The sequence below is a fragment of the Microlunatus phosphovorus NM-1 genome, assembly GCF_000270245.1.
Classification (GTDB): domain Bacteria; phylum Actinomycetota; class Actinomycetes; order Propionibacteriales; family Propionibacteriaceae; genus Microlunatus; species Microlunatus phosphovorus.
Genome location: NC_015635.1, coordinates 4,405,861 through 4,427,318, shown reverse-complemented (window position 1 = coordinate 4,427,318; position 21,458 = coordinate 4,405,861). Strand labels below are relative to the sequence as shown.

Here is a 21,458-nt window from a genome sequence, read left to right as displayed (position 1 = left end):
CTGGCGGTACGCGCTGACTGTCCGCAGCAAGCGGGCAGGACGAGAGCAGGACAAGAGCAGGACGAGAAGGGTCGAGATGGCTACCCCCCGCGTGCCGCCGCGTCACGAGCCGGTGATGCTGGACGAGATCGTCGCCGTCCTCGCTCCCGCTCTGACCGCGCCCCTGGCTGACGACGCATCCAACAGCACCCGGCCGGTGCTGGTCGACTGCACGCTCGGTCTCGGAGGGCACGCCGAGGCGCTGTTGCGGGCCTGTCCCGAGTTGCACCTGATCGGCCTTGACCGTGACCCCAACGCCTTGGCCCTGGCGACCCGGCGGCTGGCCCCGTACGCCGATCGGACCACCTTCGTCGAGGCCGTCTACGACGAGCTGACCGACGTACTGGCCGAACTCGGTCGCCCCCGAGTCCAGGGCATTCTGCTCGATCTCGGTCTCTCCTCGCTGCAGATCGACGACACCGACCGCGGCTTCGCGTACGCCGTCGACGCGCCGCTGGACATGCGGATGGACGGGCAGCAGGAGCTGACCGCCGCCGAGGTGGTCAATACCTACAGCGCCAGTGAGCTGGCACGGATCCTCCGCACCTACGGCGAGGAACGGTTCGCCGACCGGATCGCTCGACGGGTCGTCGCGGCCCGGGCCGAGCAGCCGTTCGACACCTCCGCCCGGCTGGTCGGTGTGCTGGAGGCGGCGATTCCGGCGGCGGCCCGCAAGACGGGCGGGCATCCCGCCAAGCGCACCTTTCAGGCCTTGCGGATCGAGGTCAACCGTGAGCTGGCTGCGTTGGAGTCCGTGCTGCCGCAGGCGGTCGCGGCCCTCGCCGTCGGCGGCCGGATCGCGGTGTTGGCCTACCACTCGCTCGAGGACCGTTTGGTCAAGCAGGTGCTGGCAGCCGGTTCGCGCGACACGGCTCCCCCGGGGCTGCCGGTTGTCCCGGATGAGCATCAGCCGCAGTTAATGTTGCTAACCCGTGGTGCCCAGAAGCCGACGGAGGCAGAGATTGTGAGCAACCGCCGTGCTGCCTCGGCGCGTTTCCGGGCAGCGGAGCGGATTCGAGAGCCGCAGACCCGGGGGAGGGGAGCGGCATGAGCGCGCTGTGGTCATCGCTGCAGGCGCCCATCGTCGGCGGCCGGTCGTACCAGACCGGGGACAAGGACACTGGCGACAAGAGCTCGGAGCGGCGACTCCGGGCGGTCCCCTCGCTGCCGGCTCGGATGGCCCGGATCCCGTTCATCAGCGTGCTGATCGCCGTCTTCGGGGTCGGCATGGTCGGGTTGTTGATGGTCAACACCACACTGCAGAACCAGGCCTTCGAATCCCGGTCGCTGAATCGGCAGGCCGCGCAGCTGGTCTATCAAGAAGCCGAGCTGCAGTCTCAGTTGAACAAGCTGCGGACCCCCGATCAGATCGCCAGCAAGGCGTCGGCGCTCGGCATGCGGGCCAACCCGAAGCCGGCCTTCCTGGTCGTGCCCTCCGGCAAGGTGATCGGTGAGCAGTATCGGGTCACCGGTGACGAGATGAAGGGTCTGATCGTCAAGACACCGGAGCAGCTCGCGGCCGAGAAGGCCGTACGGGAGGCCAAGGCGAAGGCGAAGGCGGAAGCAGCCGCCAAGAAGAAGGCTGCCGCCGAGGCCAAGGCGGAAGCCAAGGCCAAAGCCAAGGCGGAGGCTGCGGCGCTGGAGGCAGCCGCGAAGAAGATCGCGGCCGAGGCCAAGGCGAAGAAGGCCAAAGCCGCCGAGAAGGCCAAGAAGGCGAAGCAGGCCAAGAAGCGGAACGGCGGCAACTGATGGCTCCCGGACGACCACTGCGGGAATCGGCGAAGCCGGCCGCCGCGCGGCACCGCCGAAGCGACAGCCAGACCGATCGCCGGCTCCGCGATGGCGGCAAAGCTCGGACCTCGACGGCCGCCCGCCGGCGCCGGAGGATCCGCCGGGTGCCGCTGGCCGACGGCACGCATCGCCTGCACGTCGTCTTGATCATGCTCGCGGTGGCGATGTCGTTGTGCGCCGGTCGGCTGCTGCAACTGCAGGGATTCGACTCGTCGGCGTACGCGGCCGAGTCCGCGGCGGCGCTGACCCAGCGGATGCCGCTGCTGCCCTCCCGGGGTGACATCACCGACCGCAACGGCACAGTCCTGGCGGCCACTGAGCCCGCCGTCGCCGTGACCGCCGACCCGTCCCTGACCGGTAAGCAGCCTGGTGCCTTCGCCGTCGTGATCGCGCCCTATCTCGGCATGACGGTCGAGGAGCTGCTGCCGCTGCTCACCAAGCGGGACACGCACTTCGTGTACCTGAAGAAGCAGGTGCCGGCGATGACGTACACCCGGATGGCAGCGGCGCTGGCCGAACAGAACCTGTACGGGGTCTTCCGGGAGAGCGACCCGATCCGCACCTACCCGGCCGGCTCGCTGGCCGGGCCGATCGTCGGCTTCGTCGATGGCGACGGGACCGGCAAGGCAGGGCTGGAGAGCTCGTTGCAGAGTCAGCTGGCAGGCGTCGAAGGGCAGGAGGAGTACGAGAGCGCGCCCAACGGCAGCAAGATCCCGCTCGGCGACAGCAAGATCACCCCGGCCCAGAACGGCTACGACTACCAGCTGACCCTGGACTCCGAACTGCAGTGGGTGGCACAGCGGCGGGTGGCGCAGCAGGTGAAGAAGGCCAAGGCCGACTTCGGCTTCGCCATCACCATGAACATCAAGACCGGCGAGATCTTGGCGCTGGCCCAGGCGCCGACGTACGACTCGAACGATCCCAAGTCGTCGCTGAAGAAACACCGCAACCTGCAGGCGGTCACCGCGCCGTACGAACCGGGCAGCGTGCAGAAGATCCTCACCTCGGCCGCGCTGCTGGAGTCGGGTCATGCGGGGGAGGGCACCCGGGTGAGCATCCCGAACCGGCTGCCGTCGGGCCCGTACCTGATCAAGGACCACTTCGAGCACTCTGACGACTATCGCTTGAACATGCGCGGGGTGATCGCGAAGTCGTCCAACATCGGCACCGCGATGCTGGCTCGGCAGATGCCGATCGATCAGTTGCACGACTATCTGGCGAAATTCGGACTCGGGAAGAAGACCGGGATCGAACTGCCTGGTGAAAGCCTCGGCACGCTGCCGGACGCGGACATGGAGCCGATGACACGCGACCGGGTCGCGTTCGGTCAGGGGCTGGCGGTGACCGGGATCCAGGAGGTCTCGGCGATCGCCGGACTGCTCAATGGCGGTGTCTACAACCCACCGACGATCATCAAGTCGGCTACCGACTCCGACGGCAAGCAGGTCGCGCTTCCGGTCCGAGAGCCGCGCCGGATCGTGTCGACGACGACCTCGGCACACATCCGTGACCTGATGCGCGCGGTGGTCGACAACTCGAGCACCGGCAAGTACTCGTTGCGGCTGGACGGCTACACCAGCGGCGGCAAGACCGGCACCGCGCAGCGAGGCACCGCGAGGGGCTACCAGGGCTATATCACCTCCTACGTCGGTTTCGCCCCGCTGAAGGATCCGCAGATCATCACCTATGTGGTGGTCAACAACCCGAAGAAGGGCGATCCGACCGGCACCCAGGTCGCCGCCCCGGTCTTCCGCGACATCATGCAGTACGCGCTGCCGCGCTATTCGGTGGCGCCGTCCAAGAAGGCAGTGCTGAAGCCGAAGCCGATCTCCTGGTGAACGGCGCGCCGAGCCTGCGGCCGACCGGGCTGGCCGGTCTCAGCTGGTTCGAGCTGCTGGGAGCCGACGTCGTCCCGGTGAGTTCGACCGGTGCCGCGGGGGAGCTGCGGTTCACCGGAGTCACCGCAGACTCGCGACTGGTGCAGCCGGGCGACCTGTACGTCGCGGTGCCCGGTGCCAGCCGGCACGGTGCCGACTTCGTCGCCGAGGCACTGGCACAGGGAGCGCTGGCTGTGCTCACCGACCCGGCGGGCGAGGAACGCGCGCTGACCGCGGCGAGCTCTCCGACAGGCTTGCCGGACGGGGACGGAGCGGGCTCATCGGTAGCCGCGGCGCCGGTCGCCGTGCTGCCGCAGCCCAAGTCCTTGATCCCGCTGCTCGCCGACCGGGTGTATCACCATCCGGCAGCCCGACTGCAGCTGTACGGGATCACCGGCACCAACGGCAAGACCACCACCGCCTATCTGCTGCAGGCCGCGCTGCGGGCCGCCGGCCAGCGGGTCGGTCTGATTGGGACGATCGGCTACCAGCTCGACGATCGTCGGTTGGAGTCCCGGCGGACCACGGTGACCACTCCCGAGGCGGCCGAGCTCTATGCGCTGCTGGCCGTGTTGGTCGAGTTGGGCGCGGACGCCGTCGTGATGGAGGTGTCCTCACATGCGCTCGTCCTGGGTCGGGTCGACGGGCTCTGCTTCGACGTCGCCGCCTTCACCAACTTTGGCTCCGATCACCTGGACTTCCATCACGACCTGGACTCCTATTTCGCCGCCAAGGCTTCGCTGTTCACTCAGCGGCGGGCCGCCCGGGCCGTGATCAACGTCGATGACCCGCGCGGGCAGCAGCTGATCGACCAGGCCCACCGGGAGGGTCTGGACGAGGCGCGATCGGTCAGCCTGGACGGTCCGGCGGACTATTCGGCCGCGGAACGGCGACCGGCCGGCAAAGGTCGGACCCTGATCTCGGTCCGCACACCGCACGGTGCGCTGCCGGCGACCCTGGGGCTGCCGGGAGAGTTCAACGTGCGCAACGCCTTGACCGCGCTCGCGATGGCCGATCTGGCCGGGATCGACCTGGCACTGGCTGCGGGTGGACTCCGCGACGCGGTGGTGCCGGGCCGGATGCAGCGGATCCCGCTCGGCCCGGAGGCGCCCGCGGTGTTCGTCGACTTCGCCCACACGCCACAGGCGGTGGGTGCGGTCCTGGCGACCCTGGCCGGTCACCGTCGGATCGTGGTGCTGGGCTGCGGCGGCGATCGGGACTCCGAGAAGCGGGCGCCGATGGGCGCGGCGGCGGTTGCGGGCGCCGAACTGGTCGTGGTGACCGACGACAACCCGCGTACCGAGGATCCGGCAGCGATCCGGGCCGAGGTGCTGCGCGGCGCCGCGGACGAGCTCGCCCGGTCGGGTAGGGACGTGACGGTCGTCGACGGTGGTAGCCGCCGGAAGGCCATCGCGGCCGCCCTGGCAGCTGCCGGGCCGGACGATGTGGTGGCGATCCTCGGCAAGGGGCACGAGCGCGGGCAGGAGATCGCCGGCTCGGTGGTGCCTTTTGCCGATGACGACGCGGTACGAGAGGTCTGGGCGGAAAGGGGCACGCCGTGATCCCGGTGACTGTTCGTGAGGTCGCGTCGTTGCTCGGGGCCGAGGTGACCGGGCCCGGCGAAGGGTATGACGACGGGCTCGACGAGGTGCTGACCGGCCTGGTCGTCGACTCCCGTCAGGTGGCTTCCGGGAGTCTGTTTCTGGCGCTGCCCGGCGAGCACGTCGACGGTCATGATTACGTCGTCGGCGCGTTCGCCCGTGGTGCCGCGGCGGCGTTGACCGCCAGACCGGTCGACGGGGCTGCGGGTCCTTGTCTGGTGGTCGCCGATCCGCTGCTCGCCGCCGGCCGAATCGCGCGTGACCAGGTGGATCGTGGGACGGCGGGCGGACTGCGTACGGCGGCGCTGACCGGTTCGGCGGGCAAGACCTCGACCAAGGATCTGCTGGCGCAGCTGTTGGAAGCGGCCGGTCCGACGGTCGCCCCGATCGGGAACCTCAACAACGAGCTCGGTCTGCCGCTGACCGTCTGCCGGATCGAGTCCGACACCAGATACCTCGTTGCCGAGATGGGGGCCCGGGGGATCGGTCACATCGCCTATCTGTGCGGCATCGTGCCGCCTCAGGTGGCGGCCGTGCTGAACGTCGGGACCGCGCATGTGGGCGAGTTCGGCGGCCAGGAGCAGATCGCGGTCGCCAAGGGCGAGATCGTGGAGGCGCTGCCCGCCGACGGCACGGCCGTGCTGAACGCGGACGATCCGCTGGTCTGGGCGATGCGCTCGCGGACCGCGGCGCGGGTGGTCGCCGCCAGCACCGCCGGTGAGCCGAGTTGGCCGGACGCGGTCTGGGCCGACGACATCGTCGCCGATCCGCTCGGTCGCTGCTCGTTCCTGCTGCACCAGAAGTGGTCGGCAGAGCCGTCGGCGGACCCGGTTCGGATCCAGTTGGGCGTCTCCGGTCACCATCAGGTCGGCAACGCCGTCATCGCGGTCGCGATGGCGCGGGCCCTGGGCGTGGACCACGCCACCGTGGTCGAGGCGCTGCCCGCGGCGCAACCCCGATCTCGATGGCGGATGGAGCTCACCGAGCGAGCTGACGGCGTACTCATCGTCAACGACGCCTACAACGCCAACCCGGAGTCGATGCACGCTGCGTTGGACACCGTCGAGGAGATGCTTGCCGGCCGGACGGCTCCCGATGGCCGGACCGCCGCCCAGCCGACTGCAGCTGGTGTGCCGAGGGTACGAGGCTGGGCGGTGCTCGGCGACATGTTGGAGCTCGGGGACTCGGCGGCGGCCGAACACCGGGCACTGGGCAGCTATGCGATCCGACATGGGATCAGCCGGTTGATCGCGGTCGGCTCCTTCGCCGACGAGATCGTCGCCGGCGCCCTGGCCGCCGGAGCTGTTGCCGCGGATGCGAGGGCGGTAGGAGCGACCGTGGAGTCGGTCGGGGACGACCGGGACGCTGCCGTACGACTGGTGGCAGAAGGGCTCGCGCCAGGCGACGTGGTTCTGGTCAAGGCCTCGCGTGGCTTAGCCTTGGACACCGTGGCCGCCGCCCTTGCGGTGGCCGATCCAGTCGGCCGAGACGACCAACACGGCCGAGAAGACGAGTCGGGCCACGACCAGCCCGGCCTGGACGAGCACAGTGGGGGCACCGCGTGAAGACGATCGTTTTCGCCGGTGCACTGGCTCTGCTGGGCACGCTGCTCGGCACCCGGCTGGCCATTCGCGAGCTCGTGAAGAAGGGCTACGGCCAGCTCATTCGGGACGACGGGCCGACCTCGCACCACGTGAAGCGGGGCACGCCGACGATGGGCGGCCTGGTCATCATCGCGGCGGTCCTGGTCGCCTATATCGGCAGCCATCTGCTGACCTGGACGCCGCCGTCCGCGTCGGCGGTGCTGGTCTTGTTCTTGTTCACCGGGCTCGGTGCGGTCGGTTTCCTCGACGACTACATCAAGATCCGCAACCAGCGCTCCCTGGGTCTGCGCAGCAAGGCCAAGATGGCCGGCCAGGTGCTGGTCGCGGTCGTCTTCGCGCTGCTGTCGCTGCAGTTCCCCGACGAGCGAGGCATCACTCCGGCATCCACGCACATCTCCTTCCTGCGCGACATCCCGTGGCTGCAGCTGCCGATTATCCTGGTGGTGCTCTGGGTCATCCTGCTGATCGCGGCGGCCAGCAACGGTGTCAATCTGACCGACGGCTTGGACGGGCTGGCGACGGGCTCCTGCACGATGATCTTCGGCGCATTCACGCTGGTGAACATCTGGCAGTACAACCAGTCCTGCGCCTACACCGCCTCGGCCGGACCGAAATGCTATGAGGTGCGAGACCCGTACGACCTCGCGGTGGTCGCCATCGCGCTCGCCGGCGCCTGCTTCGGCTTCCTCTGGTGGAACGCCGAGCCGGCCAAGATCTTCATGGGCGACACCGGCTCGCTGTCCCTGGGTGGTGCGTTGGCCGGGTTGGCGATCTTCACCCGGACCGAGCTGCTGCTGCTGATCCTCGGCGGTCTGCTGGTGATCGAGGTCGGCTCGGTGATCCTGCAGACCAGCTACTTCAAACTGACCCGAAGAATGACCGGCACTCCACGCCGCCTGTTCAAGATGACGCCGTTCCATCACCACTTCGAACTGCTGGGCTGGGCCCAGGTGACGATCGTGATGCGCTTCTGGATCATCTGCGGGCTCTTCGTCTCCGCTGCCTTGGGCATCTTCTACGCCGAATGGGTCGTGGGAACGTGAGTAGTTCTTCGGGTGGTCTGAGCTGGCTGCCCACCGCCGACGGTGCATCGCCGTGGTCGCAGGCCCGGGTGCTGGTGACCGGGCTCGGCGTGTCCGGGTTCGCGGCGGCGGACGGGCTGTTGGAGTTCGGCGCGCAGGTCGTGGTGGTCGAGGACAAGGTGACCGAGGCCAACAGTGACAAGGCCGAACTGCTCCGTACGCTCGGCGCGGAGGTCCGGCTCGGGCCGGGGTCCAGCACCCTGCGACCGGACGGTATCGATCTGATCGTCACCACCGGGTGGAGTCCGACGCATCCGCTGCTGGCCGCCGCGGCTGCCGCCGGCATCCCGATCTGGAGTGAACCCGAGCTCGCCTGGCGGCTCAGCCGGCCGAAGCGCCCCACACCCTGGCTGGGCATCACCGGCACCAACGGCAAGACCACCACCACCCAGATGCTGGAATCGATGCTGCGGGCCGCCGGGCTGCGGACGGCAGCGGTCGGCAACATCGGCCGGCCGCTGATGGAGACCGTGCTGGACCCGGAGCCGTACGACGTGCTCGCCGTGGAGCTGTCCAGTCATCAGCTGCACTGGTCGCACGCGCTGGCGCTGCACTCGGCGGCCGTGCTCAACTTGGAACCGGACCACTACGAGTGGCACGGCGGACCACAGGGCTACCGCGACGCCAAAGCGAAGATCTACTCCGGCGTCCAGGTCGCCTGCGTCTACAACGTCGCCGATCCGGCCACCGAGCAGATGGTCGAGGACGCCGAGGTGGTGGAGGGTGCCCGGGCCATCGGGTTCACCCTGGGCACCCCAGGTCTGTCCATGCTCGGGGTGGTCGACGATCTCTTGGTCGATCGCGCGTTCATCGAGCAGCGCCGCGACTCGGCCCTGGAGCTGGCCAAGGTCGCCGACGTGACCCCGGCAGCGCCGCACAACATCGCGAATGCGCTGGCGGCGGCGGCGCTGGCCCGGGCGTACGGTGTGCCGGCCACCGCGGTCCGCGATGGGCTGCGCGGCGTGCGGGTGGGTGCGCACAAGATCGAGACCGTCCTGGTCCGCGACGGCATCACCTACGTCGACGACTCCAAGGCGACCAATCCGCATGCGGCCGACGCCGCGCTCCGGGCATTCGAATCGGTGGTCTGGATCGCCGGCGGCCAGGCCAAGGGCACCACCTTCGACGACCTGGTCGTCAGCCACCGCGACCGGCTGCGTGGCGCCGTGCTGTTGGGGCTCGACCGCGCCGTGATCGCCGACGCACTGAGCCGACACGCGCCCGAGGTCCCGGTGATCACCATCGAGGAGACCGAAGATGGAGCGATGGCGCAGGCCGTGGCGGCCGCGGACTCCCTGGCTCGTCCGGGAGACACCGTGCTGCTGGCTCCGGGATGCGCCAGCTTGGACATGTACAGCGACTATGCCGCCCGAGGAGACGCCTTCGCCGCGGCCGTACGCACTGGGTGAGGAGTGACCGCGTGGCGACCAAGCCGAAACCGGATATCTCGCCCACGGGCACCCGTACCCTCCGCACCTGGCTGCAGACCATCCTGGAGCGGCCGCTCACCAGCTATCACCTGGTGTTGGGCTCATCCGCGATGTTGCTCGCGCTCGGGTTGATGATGGTGCTGTCGGCGTCCAGTGTCAGCGCCTACCTGGCCTTCGACGACGCCTACTACTACGTCAAGCGGCAGGCAGTGTTCCTGGTGCTCGGCGTGCTCGGGGCGTTCGCGCTGGTCCGGCTGCCGCAGAGCGTACTGCGGGTCTTCGGCTGGATCGGGGTGGCGCTGGCGACCGTGCTGCTGATCTTGACCTACACCGCGCTCGGCTTCGAGAGCGGCGGCAACCGCAACTGGATCGACCTCGGCTTCACCTCCATCCAGCCGTCGGAGTTCGCGAAGCTGGCCATGATCATCTGGGGGGCCGATGTGTTGGCCCGCAAGGACCGGCTGATCGACCAGCCCAAGCATCTGCTGATTCCCTATCTGCCGGTCTGCGGCACCTTGATCCTGCTGGTGGTCTTCCAGGGCGATGCCGGGACCGCGGTGGTGATGGGCTCGATCATGGTCGGGGTGCTGTTCATCGTCGGCGCCCCGCTGCGAGTGCTCGCGGTGCTGGGCCTCGGTGCGGTCGCCGGTGTGATCACCTTGTTCGTGACCAGCCCGGTCCGGATGCGCCGGCTGGCCGCGTACCTGGATCCGACCACGAACCTCAACGGCGCCAACGACCAGGCCAACGCCGCGATGCTGGCGATCGCCTCCGGCGGCTGGTGGGGGCAGGATCTCGGTGGCAGTCGACAGAAGTGGGGCGGGCTGCCGGTCGCGCACTCCGACTTCATCTTCGCGGTGATCGGCGAGGAGCTGGGGCTGTTCGGCAGTCTGATCGTGCTGACGCTGTTCCTGGTGCTCGGCTATGCAGGTCTGCGGATCGCCACCCGCAGCGACGAGAAGTTCCGTCGGTACGCGGCCGGTGGAGTGACGATCTGGTTCATGATCCAGGCGCTGATCAACCTGGCCGTGGTGCTGCGGCTGCTGCCGATCGCCGGCGTGCCACTGCCGCTGGTGTCGTACGGGGGATCGGCGCTGATCGCCAACCTGCTGGCCCTGGGCGTGTTGTTGTCGTGTGCCCGGCATGAACCCGAGGCCCGCAAGCTGCTCGCCGCCCGCCGGAACAAGACGCCGAAGCGTAGGTTCAGTGCGGTGACCGAATCACCGAAGGCAGCCGATGCACGGAAGGCGAGCGTATGACCAGTGTGGTGCTGGCTGGAGGTGGGACGGCCGGGCACACCTCGCCGCTGATCGCGACCGCGCAGCAGGTGCTCCAACTGGCACCGGAGGCCCGGGTGACGGCCGTCGGCACCGCCCGTGGCCTGGAGACCACCGTCGTACCTGCCGCCGGACTGACCCTGGAGCTGATCCCGCCCGTACCCTTGCCGCGCAAGCCGGGTAAGGACCTGCTGCTGGTGCCTTCCCGGCTGGGCCGAGCCGTCGGCGACGCCGGTCGGCTGCTGGACAAGGTGGGCGCCGACGTGGTGGTCGGCTTCGGCGGGTACGTCTCGACTCCCGTCTATCTCGCTGCCCGACGCCGCAAGCTGCCGATCGTGATCCACGAGCAGAATGCCCTGCCTGGGCTGGCCAATCGACTGGCTTCGCGGTTCACCGACCATGTCTTCACCTCCTTTGCCGACACTCCACTGCCACACGCCACCTGCATCGGGCTGCCGCTGCGGGCCGGGATCACCGACCTCGATCGGGCGGCATCCCGGGCTGCGGCGCGGGTTCGGCTCGGGCTGCCGGCCGAGGGGCAGGTGCTGTTGGTCAGCGGTGGCTCGCAAGGTGCGGCGAGCCTCAACCGGGCGGTGATCGGCTCGATCCGGACGCTGCTCGAGGCCGGCATCTCGGTGCTGCATGCCGTCGGCCCCAAGAACCTGACCGATGACCTGGCCACGCTGACCGATCAGGGCACCGGTGCGGTCTATCTACCGCTGGCCTACATCGAGGAGATGGATGTCGCGTACGCGGCTGCCGACCTGATGCTGGGCCGCTGCGGGGCGAGCACGGTCCTGGAGACCGCTGCCGTCGGCCTGCCGGCAGTCTTCGTGCCCTATCCGCACGGCAACGGTGAGCAGGCTCGTAACGCCGCCGGCGTGGTAGCGGCCGGCGGCGGGGTGCTGCTGGCCGACGCCGACTGCACCGCCGACTGGGTGACGGCCGAGATCCCGACCCTGATCCGCCCGGACGTGCTGGCCAGGATGACCCGGGCGCTGGCCGGGGTCGGCCGCCGGGACGCGGCCACGGTGCTGGCCCGGGAGACCTTGCGGCTGACCGGTTGGAGTGATGAGGACGCGGTGGAAGGACGGACCGGCTGATGGGGCTGCTGACACCGGTCGAACTCGTCGGGGTGCGCGAGCTCGGCCCGGTCCACTTCATCGCGATCGGCGGCTCCGGCATGAACGGCATCGCCTCGGCGCTGCTGCACCTCGGGGTCCCGGTCAGCGGCAGCGACCGGCAGGACTCGAAATATCTGCGCGCGTTGGAAGCTGAAGGAGCCCGGGTCTACGTCGGTCACGATGCCGCCCAGCTGTCCGACGATGTGCAGACCGTGGTCGCCTCGTCGGCGATCCGGGAGGACAACCCGGAGTTGGCCAAAGCGCGCCGCCGGGGGCTGCGGGTGCTGCACCGCAGTGCGGCGCTCGGCTCGATCATGCTCGGTCGCCGCGGCGTGGCCGTGGCGGGGACGCACGGCAAGACCACGACGACGGCGATGATCTCCCACGTTCTCTCGGGGGTGGGCGCCGATCCCTCGTACGTCATTGGTGGCTCTCTCACCGGCGCGAGCACCGGCGGCCACATCGGCGGCGGTGACGCGTTCGTGGTGGAGGCCGACGAGTCCGATGGCTCCTTCCTGCAGTATCCGGCCGAGATCGCGGTCGTCACCAACGTCGACCCGGATCATCTGTCCAACTGGGGGACCGCGGAGAACTATGCCGACGGGTTCCTGCGGTTTGCGACCGGTGAGACAGTCCGGTTGCTGGTGATCAGCGCCGACGATCCAGGTGCGGTGGTGCTGACCGAGCGAGTTCGCGGGTTGGCGGGGGAGCGGCCGAGGATCGTCACCTACGGTGCGGCCGAAGGGGCGGATATCCGGATCGCCAACGCCGCCTTCGAAGGCACCGGTTCGAGTTTCACGCTCGCTGGGGAACAAGTCCGGCTGAGGGTGCCGGGGGATTACAACGTCTGGAACGCCGCGGCGGCGTACACGGTCGCCGTTGCACTGGGCGCCGATCCGGCGGCGGCCCGCGCCGAGCTGGAGACGTACGGGGGCACCAAGCGCCGGTTCCAGCTGATCGGCACCGTCGATGACATCCGGGTGTACGACGACTACGCGCACCACCCGACCGAGGTGGCCAACACCTTGCGAGCGGCCCGAACGGGAGTTGCGGGCACCGGCGGGCGGGTCGTGGCCTGCTTCCAGCCGCATCTCTATACCCGGACGCGGGACTTCTGGCGGGAGCTGGCGGCGGCCCTGGAGATCGCCGACCAGGCCGTCGTGATGGACGTCTGTGGTGACCGGGAGGATCCGATCCCGGGCATCGATGGGGCGATGGTGGCGGAGGCGGTGACGCCCGGGACGGCCGAGGTGACCTACGTGCCCGGTTGGGACGATGCCGCGCCGACGGTCGCCAGGATTGCCCAGCCAGGGGACCTGGTGGTCACCCTCGGCTGCGGTGACGTGACCAAGGTCGCGCCGCTGATCGTCGACGAGCTGGCGGCCCTGCGTGGGGCAGGGGCCTGATGGCGACGACCATGACGACCCGGCCACCCTCGGTGGCGGACGGCAAGAAGGGCCGGCAACTGCGCCGCCGCCGACGGATCTGGCCGTTCGTGCTCGGTGGCGTGCTGCTGGTGGCACTGCTGGGCGCCGGAGTCTGGCTGGTCTGGTTCTCCTCGGTACTGGCCACCCAGCACGTGCAGATCACCGGGCTGAAGACACTGAGCAAGGACGAGGTCAACAGCAGGGCCGCGGTGCCGCTGGGTGTCCCGCTGGCACGTCAGGATCTCCCGGGAATTGCCGACCGGGTCGCCCAGTTCCCGCAGATCGAGCACGTGGTGGTCGAGCGGTCCTGGCCGAACGACGTCAAGGTCGTGGTGACTGAGCGGACCCCGGTGTTCGCGGTCCGCTATGCCAATCTGTATGTGCTGGTGGACAAGAGCGGCGTTCCGTACCTGACGGTCACCAAGCAGCCCGACGGACTTCCGCTGGCGGCCGCCAGCAAGGACGACCGAGCCAGCCTGGTCGAGATCGCCACCGTCTCCCGGGACCTGTCGAAGAAGCTGCGCCAGCAGGTGGTGACGATTCGCGCCGATTCCCCGTACGCGCTGGTGCTGGTGCTCGACTCGGGCGTGGAGATCTCCTGGGGCACCTCGGAGCAGTCCAAGCTCAAAGGTCAGGTCGCGCTGGCCTTGCTGAAGCACGACCCGAAGGCCATCGACGTCTCCGCCCCCCATAACGCCACGATCCGTTAGTCGTCACTCGCTCGGGTTCCCCCACCGGAACCCCCACAACTCAGAAGTCGAGCGAGCCCGTCGCGAGCGGCCGCGAGGCGGAGCGAGGGCTCCGTCTGGAACGACGAGAGAGCAAACACGTTCTTCCGTTTGCGAACGAGGAGCGAAGACGGAGTCCTGGGAGCGCAGCCGAACAGCGAGTGACGACAGCACAGCCCCCTCAAGGTCAACTTCAGGGTCAGCGTTGAGGGTGTTTTCTCGACCCTCGGGCGTGTCCAGGGGTCCCATGTGGACAGTGGTTGAAGCGACTTACTAGCGTTGCCGGAGCGTCGTCGGCCACCCTTGAGTTTCCTTCCCCGCAGACCTGAGGTCCAGGCTGTCGCGCGCACGGAATGTCCCATCAGCACAAGAGGCAGGAACCACGTGGTGTCGGCATCACAGAACTACTTGGCCATCATCAAGGTCGTCGGCGTCGGCGGAGGCGGGGTCAACGCGGTCAACCGGATGATCGAGCAGGGTCTGCGGGGGGTCGAGTTCATCGCGGTCAACACCGACGCCCAGGCGTTGCTGATGAGCGATGCCGACGTCAAGCTCGACATCGGCCGGGATCTCACGCGTGGTCTGGGCGCCGGTGCCGACCCGGACAAGGGCCGCCAGGCGGCCGAGGACCACGCCCAAGACATCGAGGACGCCCTGAAGGGCGCCGACATGGTGTTCGTCACCGCCGGCGAGGGCGGTGGCACCGGCACCGGTGGTGCACCGGTGGTGGCTCGGATCGCCCGGGCCCTGGGCGCCCTGACCATCGGCGTGGTGACCCGCCCGTTCTCCTTCGAGGGCAAGCGGCGTGCCAACCAGGCGGATCAGGGCATCTCGAACCTCCGCGAGGAGGTCGACACTCTCATCACCATCCCGAACGACAAGCTGCTCCAGATGATCGATCACCAGATCGCCATCCTGGATGCGTTCAAGCAGGCCGACCAGGTGCTGCTGCAGGGCGTCTCGGGCATCACCGATCTGATCACCACGCCCGGTCTGATCAACCTCGACTTCGCCGACGTCAAGGCGGTCATGTCCAATGCCGGCTCGGCCTTGATGGGCATCGGCGCCGCGCGCGGTGAGGACCGCGCACGAGCCGCGGCCGAGATGGCGGTCTCCTCCCCGCTGCTGGAGGCCAGCATCGACGGTGCCCACGGCGTGCTGCTGTCGATCGCCGGCGGCTCCGACCTCGGTCTGTTCGAGGTGTCTGCCGCCGCCAACCTGATCCAGGAGGCGGCCCACGAGGACGCCAACATCATCTTCGGCACGGTGATCGACGACGCCCTCGGCGACGAGGTGAAGGTAACGGTGATCGCGGCCGGGTTCGAGGGCGGCTCACCGCCTCGGCGGCAGCCGGGCATCAGCCGGGCCGCCGATCTGCGCGCCAACCGTCCCGGCCCGGCCACCATGGCCGGCCACTCCGCGGCAGCGGCGGGTTCGTCGCGGAACAACCCGTTCTCCTCCGAGCAGGCGGCACCGCGACCGGCGACACCCCCGGTGTCCACCTCTCGGCCGGCCGCTCCGGCAGCCGACGACGATGACCTGGACGTGCCAGACTTCTTGAAGTGACCGCGTGTCGGCCCCGGCGATCCCGGGGTCGTGCCGTCTTGGGCGGTAGGGTCGAGCGCGGAACCTGGACCTGCACGGAGGGTAAGGACTCAATCCCATGGCCGAAAGACTGAAGCGGGCAGCTGCCTGGCTCGGGCTGGTGACCGACGACCGGTACGGGCAGTACGACGAGTCCGACGGAGAGCTGACCGAGGGCATCAGCCGCGAAGAGCTGGTCGGTGACACCGACCAGAGCACCGCGGCCAAGACCTCGACCTCCGCGACCGGCTGGAACGCCGGCCAGGACAGCGCCTCATCCTCGGGGGTCGGCAGCGTCACTCCGCTCGAGACGAAGCGTCCCGCCGCCACCTCGGTGGTGGCATCCAATCCGCCTGTTGCTCCAACGCCCCGGACGGCTGACATGTCGCGCATCATCACTGTGCACCCGCGTACCTACAACGAGGCCCGCACCATCGGCGAGCACTTCCGCGACGGGGTGCCGGTCATCATGAACCTGTCCGAGATGGAGGACGTGGACGCCAAGCGGCTGGTCGACTTCGCCGCTGGTCTCATCTTTGGTCTGCGTGGCAGTATCGAGCGTGTCACCAGCAAGGTGTTTCTCCTCTCGCCCCCCAACGTCAACGTGACGGCGGAGGACAAGGAGCGCATCGCGGGCGGCTTCTTCAACCAGAGCTGACCCGCCGGTCGGTGACGGACGCCGGCACACGACAGAGGCTACGGGACTCGACTCATGTTCATCATCGGACTCATCATCCAGTGGGTGCTCTGGATCTTCTTGCTGATCCTCTTCGCCCGGATGATCCTTTCCTGGATCCCGGTGCTGGTGCGGGACTGGCAACCGCGCGGTCCGATGCTGGTGGTCGCGGAGGTCGTCTATTCGATCACCGATCCGCCGCTGCGGGCGCTGCGGAAGGTCCTCCGACCGGTCCGGATCGGCAACATGATGCTCGACCTCGCCTTCCTCGGTCTGGCCATCGGTGTCAGCATCCTGATGCGTGTCAACGCCGCCATCTTCTTGTAGCGCTGGTCGGTCGCTTGTGGCCCGCGGGCGTCATCCGTACGAGGTTCACGCTCAGCTCGCGTTCATACGTGGCCCAGTGGACAATTTCCATCCGTGGGCGGTGTTTGTGGCCCGGGGGCGCGAAACGTACCTGGGATGCACCTGACCTGTGGTCGTTGATGGCCCGCGGGCGGCAGACGTACCGGTCGCGGCTCGGCACGTGTCGAACCTGACATCTCGGCTGCGGTGTGCGCGGGTGAGCAGAGGCAGACCCGGCGAGTACGGTAGGTGCCGGTCGGTCGCATGCGACGCCCGGCGACTGTCGTATCAGCGAGACACGGCCAGGTCGGGAGCCCCGGACCGGGCCGAAGAAACAACAAGAGAAGCAACTAACTGAGGTGGACGATGACGCTGTCGCTGGACGACGTGCGCAACAAGCGGTTCCGGATGACTCGTAGGTCCGGCTACGAAGTGATTGAGGTCGACGAGTTCGTGGACCAGGTGGAGGTGTCCTTCGAGCAACTCACCGAGGAGAACCAGAACCTCAAGAAGCAGCTGGAAGCGTTGCAGGCGACGGCGCCCGAGCCACCCGCCGCCACGCCGGTGCCGGCTCCGCCGAGCACGAGCGGCGCCGAGACCATTGTGGTCACCACGGGCGCTGAAGCGAGTACCGCTGTCGTACGGCTGGTTGCCATGTCCACCGAGCAGGCGGAGCGACTGGTCGTCGAAGCCACGGACGAGGCGAACGAGATCAAAGAGAAGGCGGCGGCGTCGGCGCACGAGGTGACCAGCGATGCGCAAGCTCGGGCGGATCGCCTCGTTGCCGAGGCGCAGCAGACCGCTGAGCGGGTCCGGGCCGAGGCTCAGGGTCGTGCCGACAGCCTGGACGCGGAGGTCGCAACTCGTCGCGTCGCGCTGCTGGATGCACTGAACAGCGAGCGGGACGCGTTGCAGCTGGCGGTCGGCGAGTTGCGCAGCTTCGAGAACAGCTTCCGGGCCAACCTCACCGGCGAGCTTCGTCAGCACATCAGTGCCTTGGAGGCCGGGCATGCCCAGCCGGCCAAGGTGCCTGCCCTGGCCTCTGACACCGATGCAGCCGCCGGGACCGGTACGGCCAGTGTCGGGACGTCATCGGCGGACGCGGCCAACGACTCTGCTGACTCGGTGTTCCCCGGCGAGGACCCTGCCCAGAACGCCGGAGCCGAAACCGCTGACCAGGGCAGCGAGACGCCTCGGCTGGATGCGTTGCTGGGCGACCGTTGATATCTGGGAACCGATACTAAGAATCTTCGGTGTCTCGTTGAAGTACGAGACCGCAAGCCCTATGGTTCGTGCGACATACAGCAGCACAGCCGAGCCATGGCTGCTTCACTGACCCCAGGGGGCCAACCTATGACGACGACGCGGGCGACCGCCGACGACAGAGCCGGGACCGACAAACCACGGCTGAAGCTGGATGCTGCAAGCCTGCCCGTGCGAGACGGGGAGGACCCCTGGACTGCCGAGGAGCTCGAAGAGGTCCGCGAGACCTTGGTGAGCGACATCGACCGATTTGCCAGTCAGCTGCAGATTTCCGAGGCCGAACTGGTCGGGCTGCTCTGGGAGGGCAATGAGGGCGCCGGCCGTGACCCTGCCGACGTCGGCTCGGCGAACTTCGAGCGCGATGCCGAAATGTCGCTGGCGAACAATGCCCGCGAGATGCTCGATCAGGCGCGGTTGGCGCTGCGTCACATCGAGCAGGGTGCGTACGGCCGGTGCGACAGCTGCGGCCAGCCGATCGGCAAGGGGCGTCTGATGGCGTTCCCGCGGGCGACGCTGTGTGTCACCTGCAAGCAGCGGGAGGAGCGTCGATAGCCGGCGGTGCAGCGTCCGGCGCCCACCAGCGCCGGATGCGAGTGGTGTTCGCCCTTGTCGGCGCCTGTGGTCTGCTGCTTGATCAGCTCACCAAGCTGCTGGCCGTGCGCAACCTCGATCCGCTGGATCCGCCGGTGCTGCTGGGCGGCTTGGTCACCTTGCGACTGATCCGCAACCCGGGTGCGGCGTTCTCCCTCGGCGAGAACTTCACCATCGTCTTCGCCCTGCTGGCCGCCGCCGTGCTGACCTTCATCTTGGTCAGGCTCGCGCCACGGATCAATCATCCCGGCTGGGCGGTCGCCTTGGGGCTCCTGGTCGCCGGCGTGGCCGGCAATCTGATGGACCGGATCTTTCGCGAACCCGGGTTCCTGCACGGTCACGTCGTCGACTTCATCCAGCTGCCGCACTTCGCGATCTTCAACGTCGCGGATATGTGCATCACCTCGGCCGCGGTGCTGATCATGGTCTTGGCGGTGGTGAAGAACGTCGGCATCGGCGGCGAGCATTACACGCGGGCCGGGGAAACCGTCGCCGATCCAGCGGCGAAGCCATCCGAGGAACCGGAACGGGAGTCGCGCGAGTGAGCGAGCCACGCGTGCTCCTGGTGCCCGAAGGGCTGGAGGGGGAGCGAGTCGACACCGCAGTCTCCCGGATGCTCGGGGTGTCCCGCAGCCGGGTCGCTGAGCTGGCCGCCGACGGATCGGTGGTGGTCGACGGCCAGGTGGCGGGAAAGTCCGACCGGATCCGGGCGGGGTCGGTGCTCGAAGTGATCCTCGGTGAGCCCCGGACGGCGACTGTGCAGCCGATGATCGCAGCGGGGCTGACGGTGGTGTACGACGATGACGACATCGTGGTGATCGACAAGCCGGTCGGCGTCGCCGCCCATCCCAGTGTCGGGTGGAGCGGTCCGACCGTGCTGGGTCACCTGGCCGCGGCGGGTTTCCGGATCTCGACCTCCGGGGTGCCGGAGCGACAAGGGATCGTCCAACGGCTCGACGTCGGCACCTCTGGGCTGATGGTGGTGGCGAAGAGCGAGATCGCGTACAGCGTGCTGAAGCAGGCCTTCCGTTCCCGGACGGTCGACAAGACGTACCACACCCTGGTCCAGGGCCATCCCGATCCGTTCACCGGAACCATCGACGCACCGATCGGGCGGCATCCCAGTGCCGAGTACAAGATGGCCATCACGGCCAACGGCCGGCACAGCGTGACCCACTACGACACGCTGGATGCGTTCGTGGGCAGCACCCTGTTGGAGGTCCATCTGGAGACCGGACGGACACACCAGATCCGGGTGCACATGGCAGCGATCCATCACCCGTGCGTCGGCGATCCCATGTACGGCGGCGATCCGGTGCTCGCCGCCCGGCTCGGTCTGGAGCGGCAGTGGCTGCATGCGGTCCGGTTGGGTTTCGTCCACCCGGTACGGGGCGAGTACGTGACCTTCGAGTCCGACTATCCCGACGACCTCCGGCACGCTCTCGACATGGTGCGGGACGCCTGACCCTCCGCCGGACCTCGAGAGCCGGCTGACTCGGCGGATGGCAGGGGAGGAGACCAGCGGTGTCGGTGGCACGCATCTGCGGTGGTCACCTTATGTAGGGTCGGCTCGTGCGGAGAGCAAACATCGTGTGTACGCTCGGGCCGGCCTCAGAGTCGCCCGAGCGTCTGGTCGAACTGGTAGAAGCGGGCATGGACGTCGCTCGGCTCAACATGAGCCACGGCGACTATGCCGAGCATCGCAAGCGACTGGAGGCCGTCCGCGAGGCGGCGCGGCTCGCCGGCCGACCAGTCGGTGTGCTGGTCGACCTCCAAGGCCCGAAGATCCGGCTCGGCCGCTTTGCCGCCGGCAAGGAGGTGCTGGTTCCGGGGGCCCAGTTCACGATCACCATCGATGACATCCCCGGCACTGTCGACCGCTGCTCGACCACCTTCAAGGGGCTGCCAGGCGACGTGGCCCCCGGCGACACGATCTTGATCGATGACGGCCGGCTCCAGCTGGAGGCGATCAGCGTCACCGACACCGACGTGGTGACCCGGGTGGTCGTGGGCGGTGAGGTGAGCAACAACAAGGGCATCAACCTGCCCGGCGTCGCCGTGAGCGTGCCGGCGATGAGCGAGAAGGACATCTCCGATCTCCGCTGGGGCCTGCGTAATGGCGCCGACATGGTGGCGCTGTCCTTCGTCCGCAACGCCGAGGACGTGAAGCTGGTCCATCAGGTGATGGACGAGGAGGGCCGGCGAGTTCCGGTCATCGCGAAGATGGAGAAGCCCCAGGCCATCGAGAATCTCGATGAGATCATCGACGCCTTCGACGCGTTCATGGTCGCGCGAGGCGACCTGGGCGTGGAGCTGCCGCTGGAAGAAGTGCCGCTGGTCCAGAAGCGGATCGTGACCGCGGCCCGGCGCTGGGCGAAGCCGGTCATCGTGGCGACCCAGATGCTGGAGTCGATGATCTCGGCCCCGCGACCGACCAGGGCAGAGACCTCCGACGTGGCCAACGCCATCCTCGACGGCGCCGACGCGGTGATGCTCTCGGGCGAGACGAGTGTCGGTGCCTATCCCGTGCTGACCGTGCAGACGATGGCCAGAATCGTGGCGAACACGGAGGCCCACGGACAGGATCAGCTGACCAACATCGACTGGGATCCGCACACGACCAGCGGTGTCATCACCAAGGCGGCCGCCGAGATCGGCGAGCGAGTCAACGCCAAGTTCCTGGTGGCCTTCACCCACTCCGGCGACGCCGCGCGCCGGCTGTCACGGCTCCGGTCGCCGATCCCGATCCTGGCCTTCACACCGATCGAGGCGACGCAGGCGGCGCTGACCCTGGCGTGGGGTGTGGATACGGTCCTGGTGCCGATGGTGTCGCACACCGACGACATGATCCGTCAGGTCGACAAGGCGCTCACGGAGAACGGCTTCATCAGCGAGGGCGAGCGGGTCGTCATCATCGCCGGGTCCCCGCCCGGGGTGGCCGGTCACACCAACATGATCCGGGTCCGCCGCATCGGCTCGCCGCTGTGACTTCGTCACTCGCTGCTCCGCTGCGCGCCGA

General features: G+C 68.4%; 19 protein-coding genes. All 19 read left to right on the top strand.

The annotated features are described in order from the left end of the window. Nucleotides 1–76: 76 nt before the first annotated feature. Entirely contained in the window at nucleotides 77–1,090 is a 1,014-nt protein-coding gene (gene rsmH, locus MLP_RS19980; RefSeq protein WP_013864984.1) for a 16S rRNA (cytosine(1402)-N(4))-methyltransferase RsmH, read from the top strand. Next, nucleotides 1,087–1,788, top strand: coding sequence for a hypothetical protein (locus tag MLP_RS28695; RefSeq protein WP_013864983.1), 702 nt, complete (start codon nucleotides 1,087–1,089; stop codon nucleotides 1,786–1,788). The genes rsmH and MLP_RS28695 overlap by 4 nt, the downstream gene beginning before the upstream one ends. After that, entirely contained in the window at nucleotides 1,788–3,668 is a 1,881-nt protein-coding gene (locus MLP_RS19965; RefSeq protein WP_013864982.1) for a peptidoglycan D,D-transpeptidase FtsI family protein, read from the top strand. Before MLP_RS28695 ends, MLP_RS19965 begins: the two co-directional genes overlap by 1 nt. Then, a complete protein-coding gene (locus tag MLP_RS19960) occupies nucleotides 3,665–5,269 on the top strand; it encodes a UDP-N-acetylmuramoyl-L-alanyl-D-glutamate--2,6-diaminopimelate ligase (protein ID WP_013864981.1) in 1,605 nt (534 codons plus the stop codon). The genes MLP_RS19965 and MLP_RS19960 overlap by 4 nt, the downstream gene beginning before the upstream one ends. Further along, nucleotides 5,266–6,873 carry a UDP-N-acetylmuramoyl-tripeptide--D-alanyl-D-alanine ligase gene (locus MLP_RS19955; RefSeq protein ID WP_013864980.1) on the top strand — a complete coding sequence of 536 codons (1,608 nt, stop codon included), beginning with the start codon at nucleotides 5,266–5,268 and terminating at the stop codon, nucleotides 6,871–6,873. Before MLP_RS19960 ends, MLP_RS19955 begins: the two co-directional genes overlap by 4 nt. After that, nucleotides 6,870–7,955: a phospho-N-acetylmuramoyl-pentapeptide-transferase gene (gene mraY, locus MLP_RS19950; protein WP_013864979.1), complete on the top strand. Its 1,086-nt coding sequence runs from the start codon at nucleotides 6,870–6,872 to the stop codon at nucleotides 7,953–7,955. The genes MLP_RS19955 and mraY overlap by 4 nt, the downstream gene beginning before the upstream one ends. Next, nucleotides 7,937–9,403, top strand: a complete 1,467-nt coding sequence (gene murD / locus MLP_RS19945) for a UDP-N-acetylmuramoyl-L-alanine--D-glutamate ligase (RefSeq protein WP_041790353.1) — start codon at nucleotides 7,937–7,939, stop codon at nucleotides 9,401–9,403. The genes mraY and murD overlap by 19 nt, the downstream gene beginning before the upstream one ends. Nucleotides 9,404–9,414: 11 nt before the next feature. Continuing rightward, nucleotides 9,415–10,683 (top strand): putative lipid II flippase FtsW, encoded by a 1,269-nt coding sequence (gene ftsW, locus MLP_RS19940; RefSeq protein ID WP_013864977.1) that lies wholly within the window; start codon nucleotides 9,415–9,417, stop codon nucleotides 10,681–10,683. Next, the gene (gene murG / locus MLP_RS19935) at nucleotides 10,680–11,804 is read left to right on the top strand and encodes an undecaprenyldiphospho-muramoylpentapeptide beta-N-acetylglucosaminyltransferase (RefSeq protein WP_013864976.1); all 1,125 of its coding nucleotides are present in this window, start codon (nucleotides 10,680–10,682) and stop codon (nucleotides 11,802–11,804) included. Before ftsW ends, murG begins: the two co-directional genes overlap by 4 nt. Further along, nucleotides 11,804–13,231 carry a UDP-N-acetylmuramate--L-alanine ligase gene (gene murC / locus MLP_RS19930; protein ID WP_013864975.1) on the top strand — a complete coding sequence of 476 codons (1,428 nt, stop codon included), beginning with the start codon at nucleotides 11,804–11,806 and terminating at the stop codon, nucleotides 13,229–13,231. Before murG ends, murC begins: the two co-directional genes overlap by 1 nt. After that, the gene (locus tag MLP_RS19925) at nucleotides 13,231–13,962 is read left to right on the top strand and encodes a cell division protein FtsQ/DivIB (RefSeq protein WP_013864974.1); all 732 of its coding nucleotides are present in this window, start codon (nucleotides 13,231–13,233) and stop codon (nucleotides 13,960–13,962) included. Before murC ends, MLP_RS19925 begins: the two co-directional genes overlap by 1 nt. A gap of 402 nt (nucleotides 13,963–14,364) precedes the next feature. Further along, a complete protein-coding gene (gene ftsZ, locus MLP_RS19920) occupies nucleotides 14,365–15,546 on the top strand; it encodes a cell division protein FtsZ (RefSeq protein ID WP_013864973.1) in 1,182 nt (393 codons plus the stop codon). A 97-nt stretch (nucleotides 15,547–15,643) separates the two neighbouring features. Continuing rightward, entirely contained in the window at nucleotides 15,644–16,222 is a 579-nt protein-coding gene (locus tag MLP_RS29650; protein WP_013864972.1) for a cell division protein SepF, read from the top strand. Nucleotides 16,223–16,276: 54 nt separating this feature from the next. Further along, nucleotides 16,277–16,567, top strand: a complete 291-nt coding sequence (locus MLP_RS19910) for a YggT family protein (RefSeq protein ID WP_013864971.1) — start codon at nucleotides 16,277–16,279, stop codon at nucleotides 16,565–16,567. 384 nt (nucleotides 16,568–16,951) lie between these two features. Continuing rightward, entirely contained in the window at nucleotides 16,952–17,809 is an 858-nt protein-coding gene (locus tag MLP_RS19905) for a DivIVA domain-containing protein (RefSeq protein WP_013864970.1), read from the top strand. Nucleotides 17,810–17,938: 129 nt separating this feature from the next. Continuing rightward, entirely contained in the window at nucleotides 17,939–18,400 is a 462-nt protein-coding gene (locus MLP_RS19900; RefSeq protein WP_013864969.1) for a TraR/DksA family transcriptional regulator, read from the top strand. Nucleotides 18,401–18,435: 35 nt separating this feature from the next. Continuing rightward, nucleotides 18,436–18,984 (top strand): signal peptidase II, encoded by a 549-nt coding sequence (locus MLP_RS19895; RefSeq protein ID WP_013864968.1) that lies wholly within the window; start codon nucleotides 18,436–18,438, stop codon nucleotides 18,982–18,984. Continuing rightward, on the top strand, nucleotides 18,981–19,904 hold the full coding sequence (locus MLP_RS19890; RefSeq protein ID WP_013864967.1) for an RluA family pseudouridine synthase: 924 nt from the start codon (nucleotides 18,981–18,983) through the stop codon (nucleotides 19,902–19,904). The genes MLP_RS19895 and MLP_RS19890 overlap by 4 nt, the downstream gene beginning before the upstream one ends. A gap of 107 nt (nucleotides 19,905–20,011) precedes the next feature. Continuing rightward, nucleotides 20,012–21,427: a pyruvate kinase gene (gene pyk, locus MLP_RS19885; protein WP_013864966.1), complete on the top strand. Its 1,416-nt coding sequence runs from the start codon at nucleotides 20,012–20,014 to the stop codon at nucleotides 21,425–21,427. Nucleotides 21,428–21,458 lie beyond the last annotated feature (31 nt).

What these genes read in the sequence shown, in the direction of transcription:
- murG (WP_013864976.1), top strand. Translation starts at nt 10,680, where the DNA reads ATGACCAGTGTGGTGCTGGCTGGAGGTGGGACGGCCGGGCACACCTCG.
- murD (WP_041790353.1), top strand. Translation starts at nt 7,937, where the DNA reads ATGGGTCGTGGGAACGTGAGTAGTTCTTCGGGTGGTCTGAGCTGGCTG.
- MLP_RS29650 (WP_013864972.1), top strand. Translation starts at nt 15,644, where the DNA reads ATGGCCGAAAGACTGAAGCGGGCAGCTGCCTGGCTCGGGCTGGTGACC.
- MLP_RS19905 (WP_013864970.1), top strand. Translation starts at nt 16,952, where the DNA reads ATGACGCTGTCGCTGGACGACGTGCGCAACAAGCGGTTCCGGATGACT.
- MLP_RS19895 (WP_013864968.1), top strand. Translation starts at nt 18,436, where the DNA reads ATGCGAGTGGTGTTCGCCCTTGTCGGCGCCTGTGGTCTGCTGCTTGAT.
- MLP_RS19910 (WP_013864971.1), top strand. Translation starts at nt 16,277, where the DNA reads ATGTTCATCATCGGACTCATCATCCAGTGGGTGCTCTGGATCTTCTTG.
- murC (WP_013864975.1), top strand. Translation starts at nt 11,804, where the DNA reads ATGGGGCTGCTGACACCGGTCGAACTCGTCGGGGTGCGCGAGCTCGGC.
- MLP_RS19965 (WP_013864982.1), top strand. Translation starts at nt 1,788, where the DNA reads ATGGCTCCCGGACGACCACTGCGGGAATCGGCGAAGCCGGCCGCCGCG.
- MLP_RS19925 (WP_013864974.1), top strand. Translation starts at nt 13,231, where the DNA reads ATGGCGACGACCATGACGACCCGGCCACCCTCGGTGGCGGACGGCAAG.
- MLP_RS19900 (WP_013864969.1), top strand. Translation starts at nt 17,939, where the DNA reads ATGACGACGACGCGGGCGACCGCCGACGACAGAGCCGGGACCGACAAA.
- rsmH (WP_013864984.1), top strand. Translation starts at nt 77, where the DNA reads ATGGCTACCCCCCGCGTGCCGCCGCGTCACGAGCCGGTGATGCTGGAC.
- MLP_RS28695 (WP_013864983.1), top strand. Translation starts at nt 1,087, where the DNA reads ATGAGCGCGCTGTGGTCATCGCTGCAGGCGCCCATCGTCGGCGGCCGG.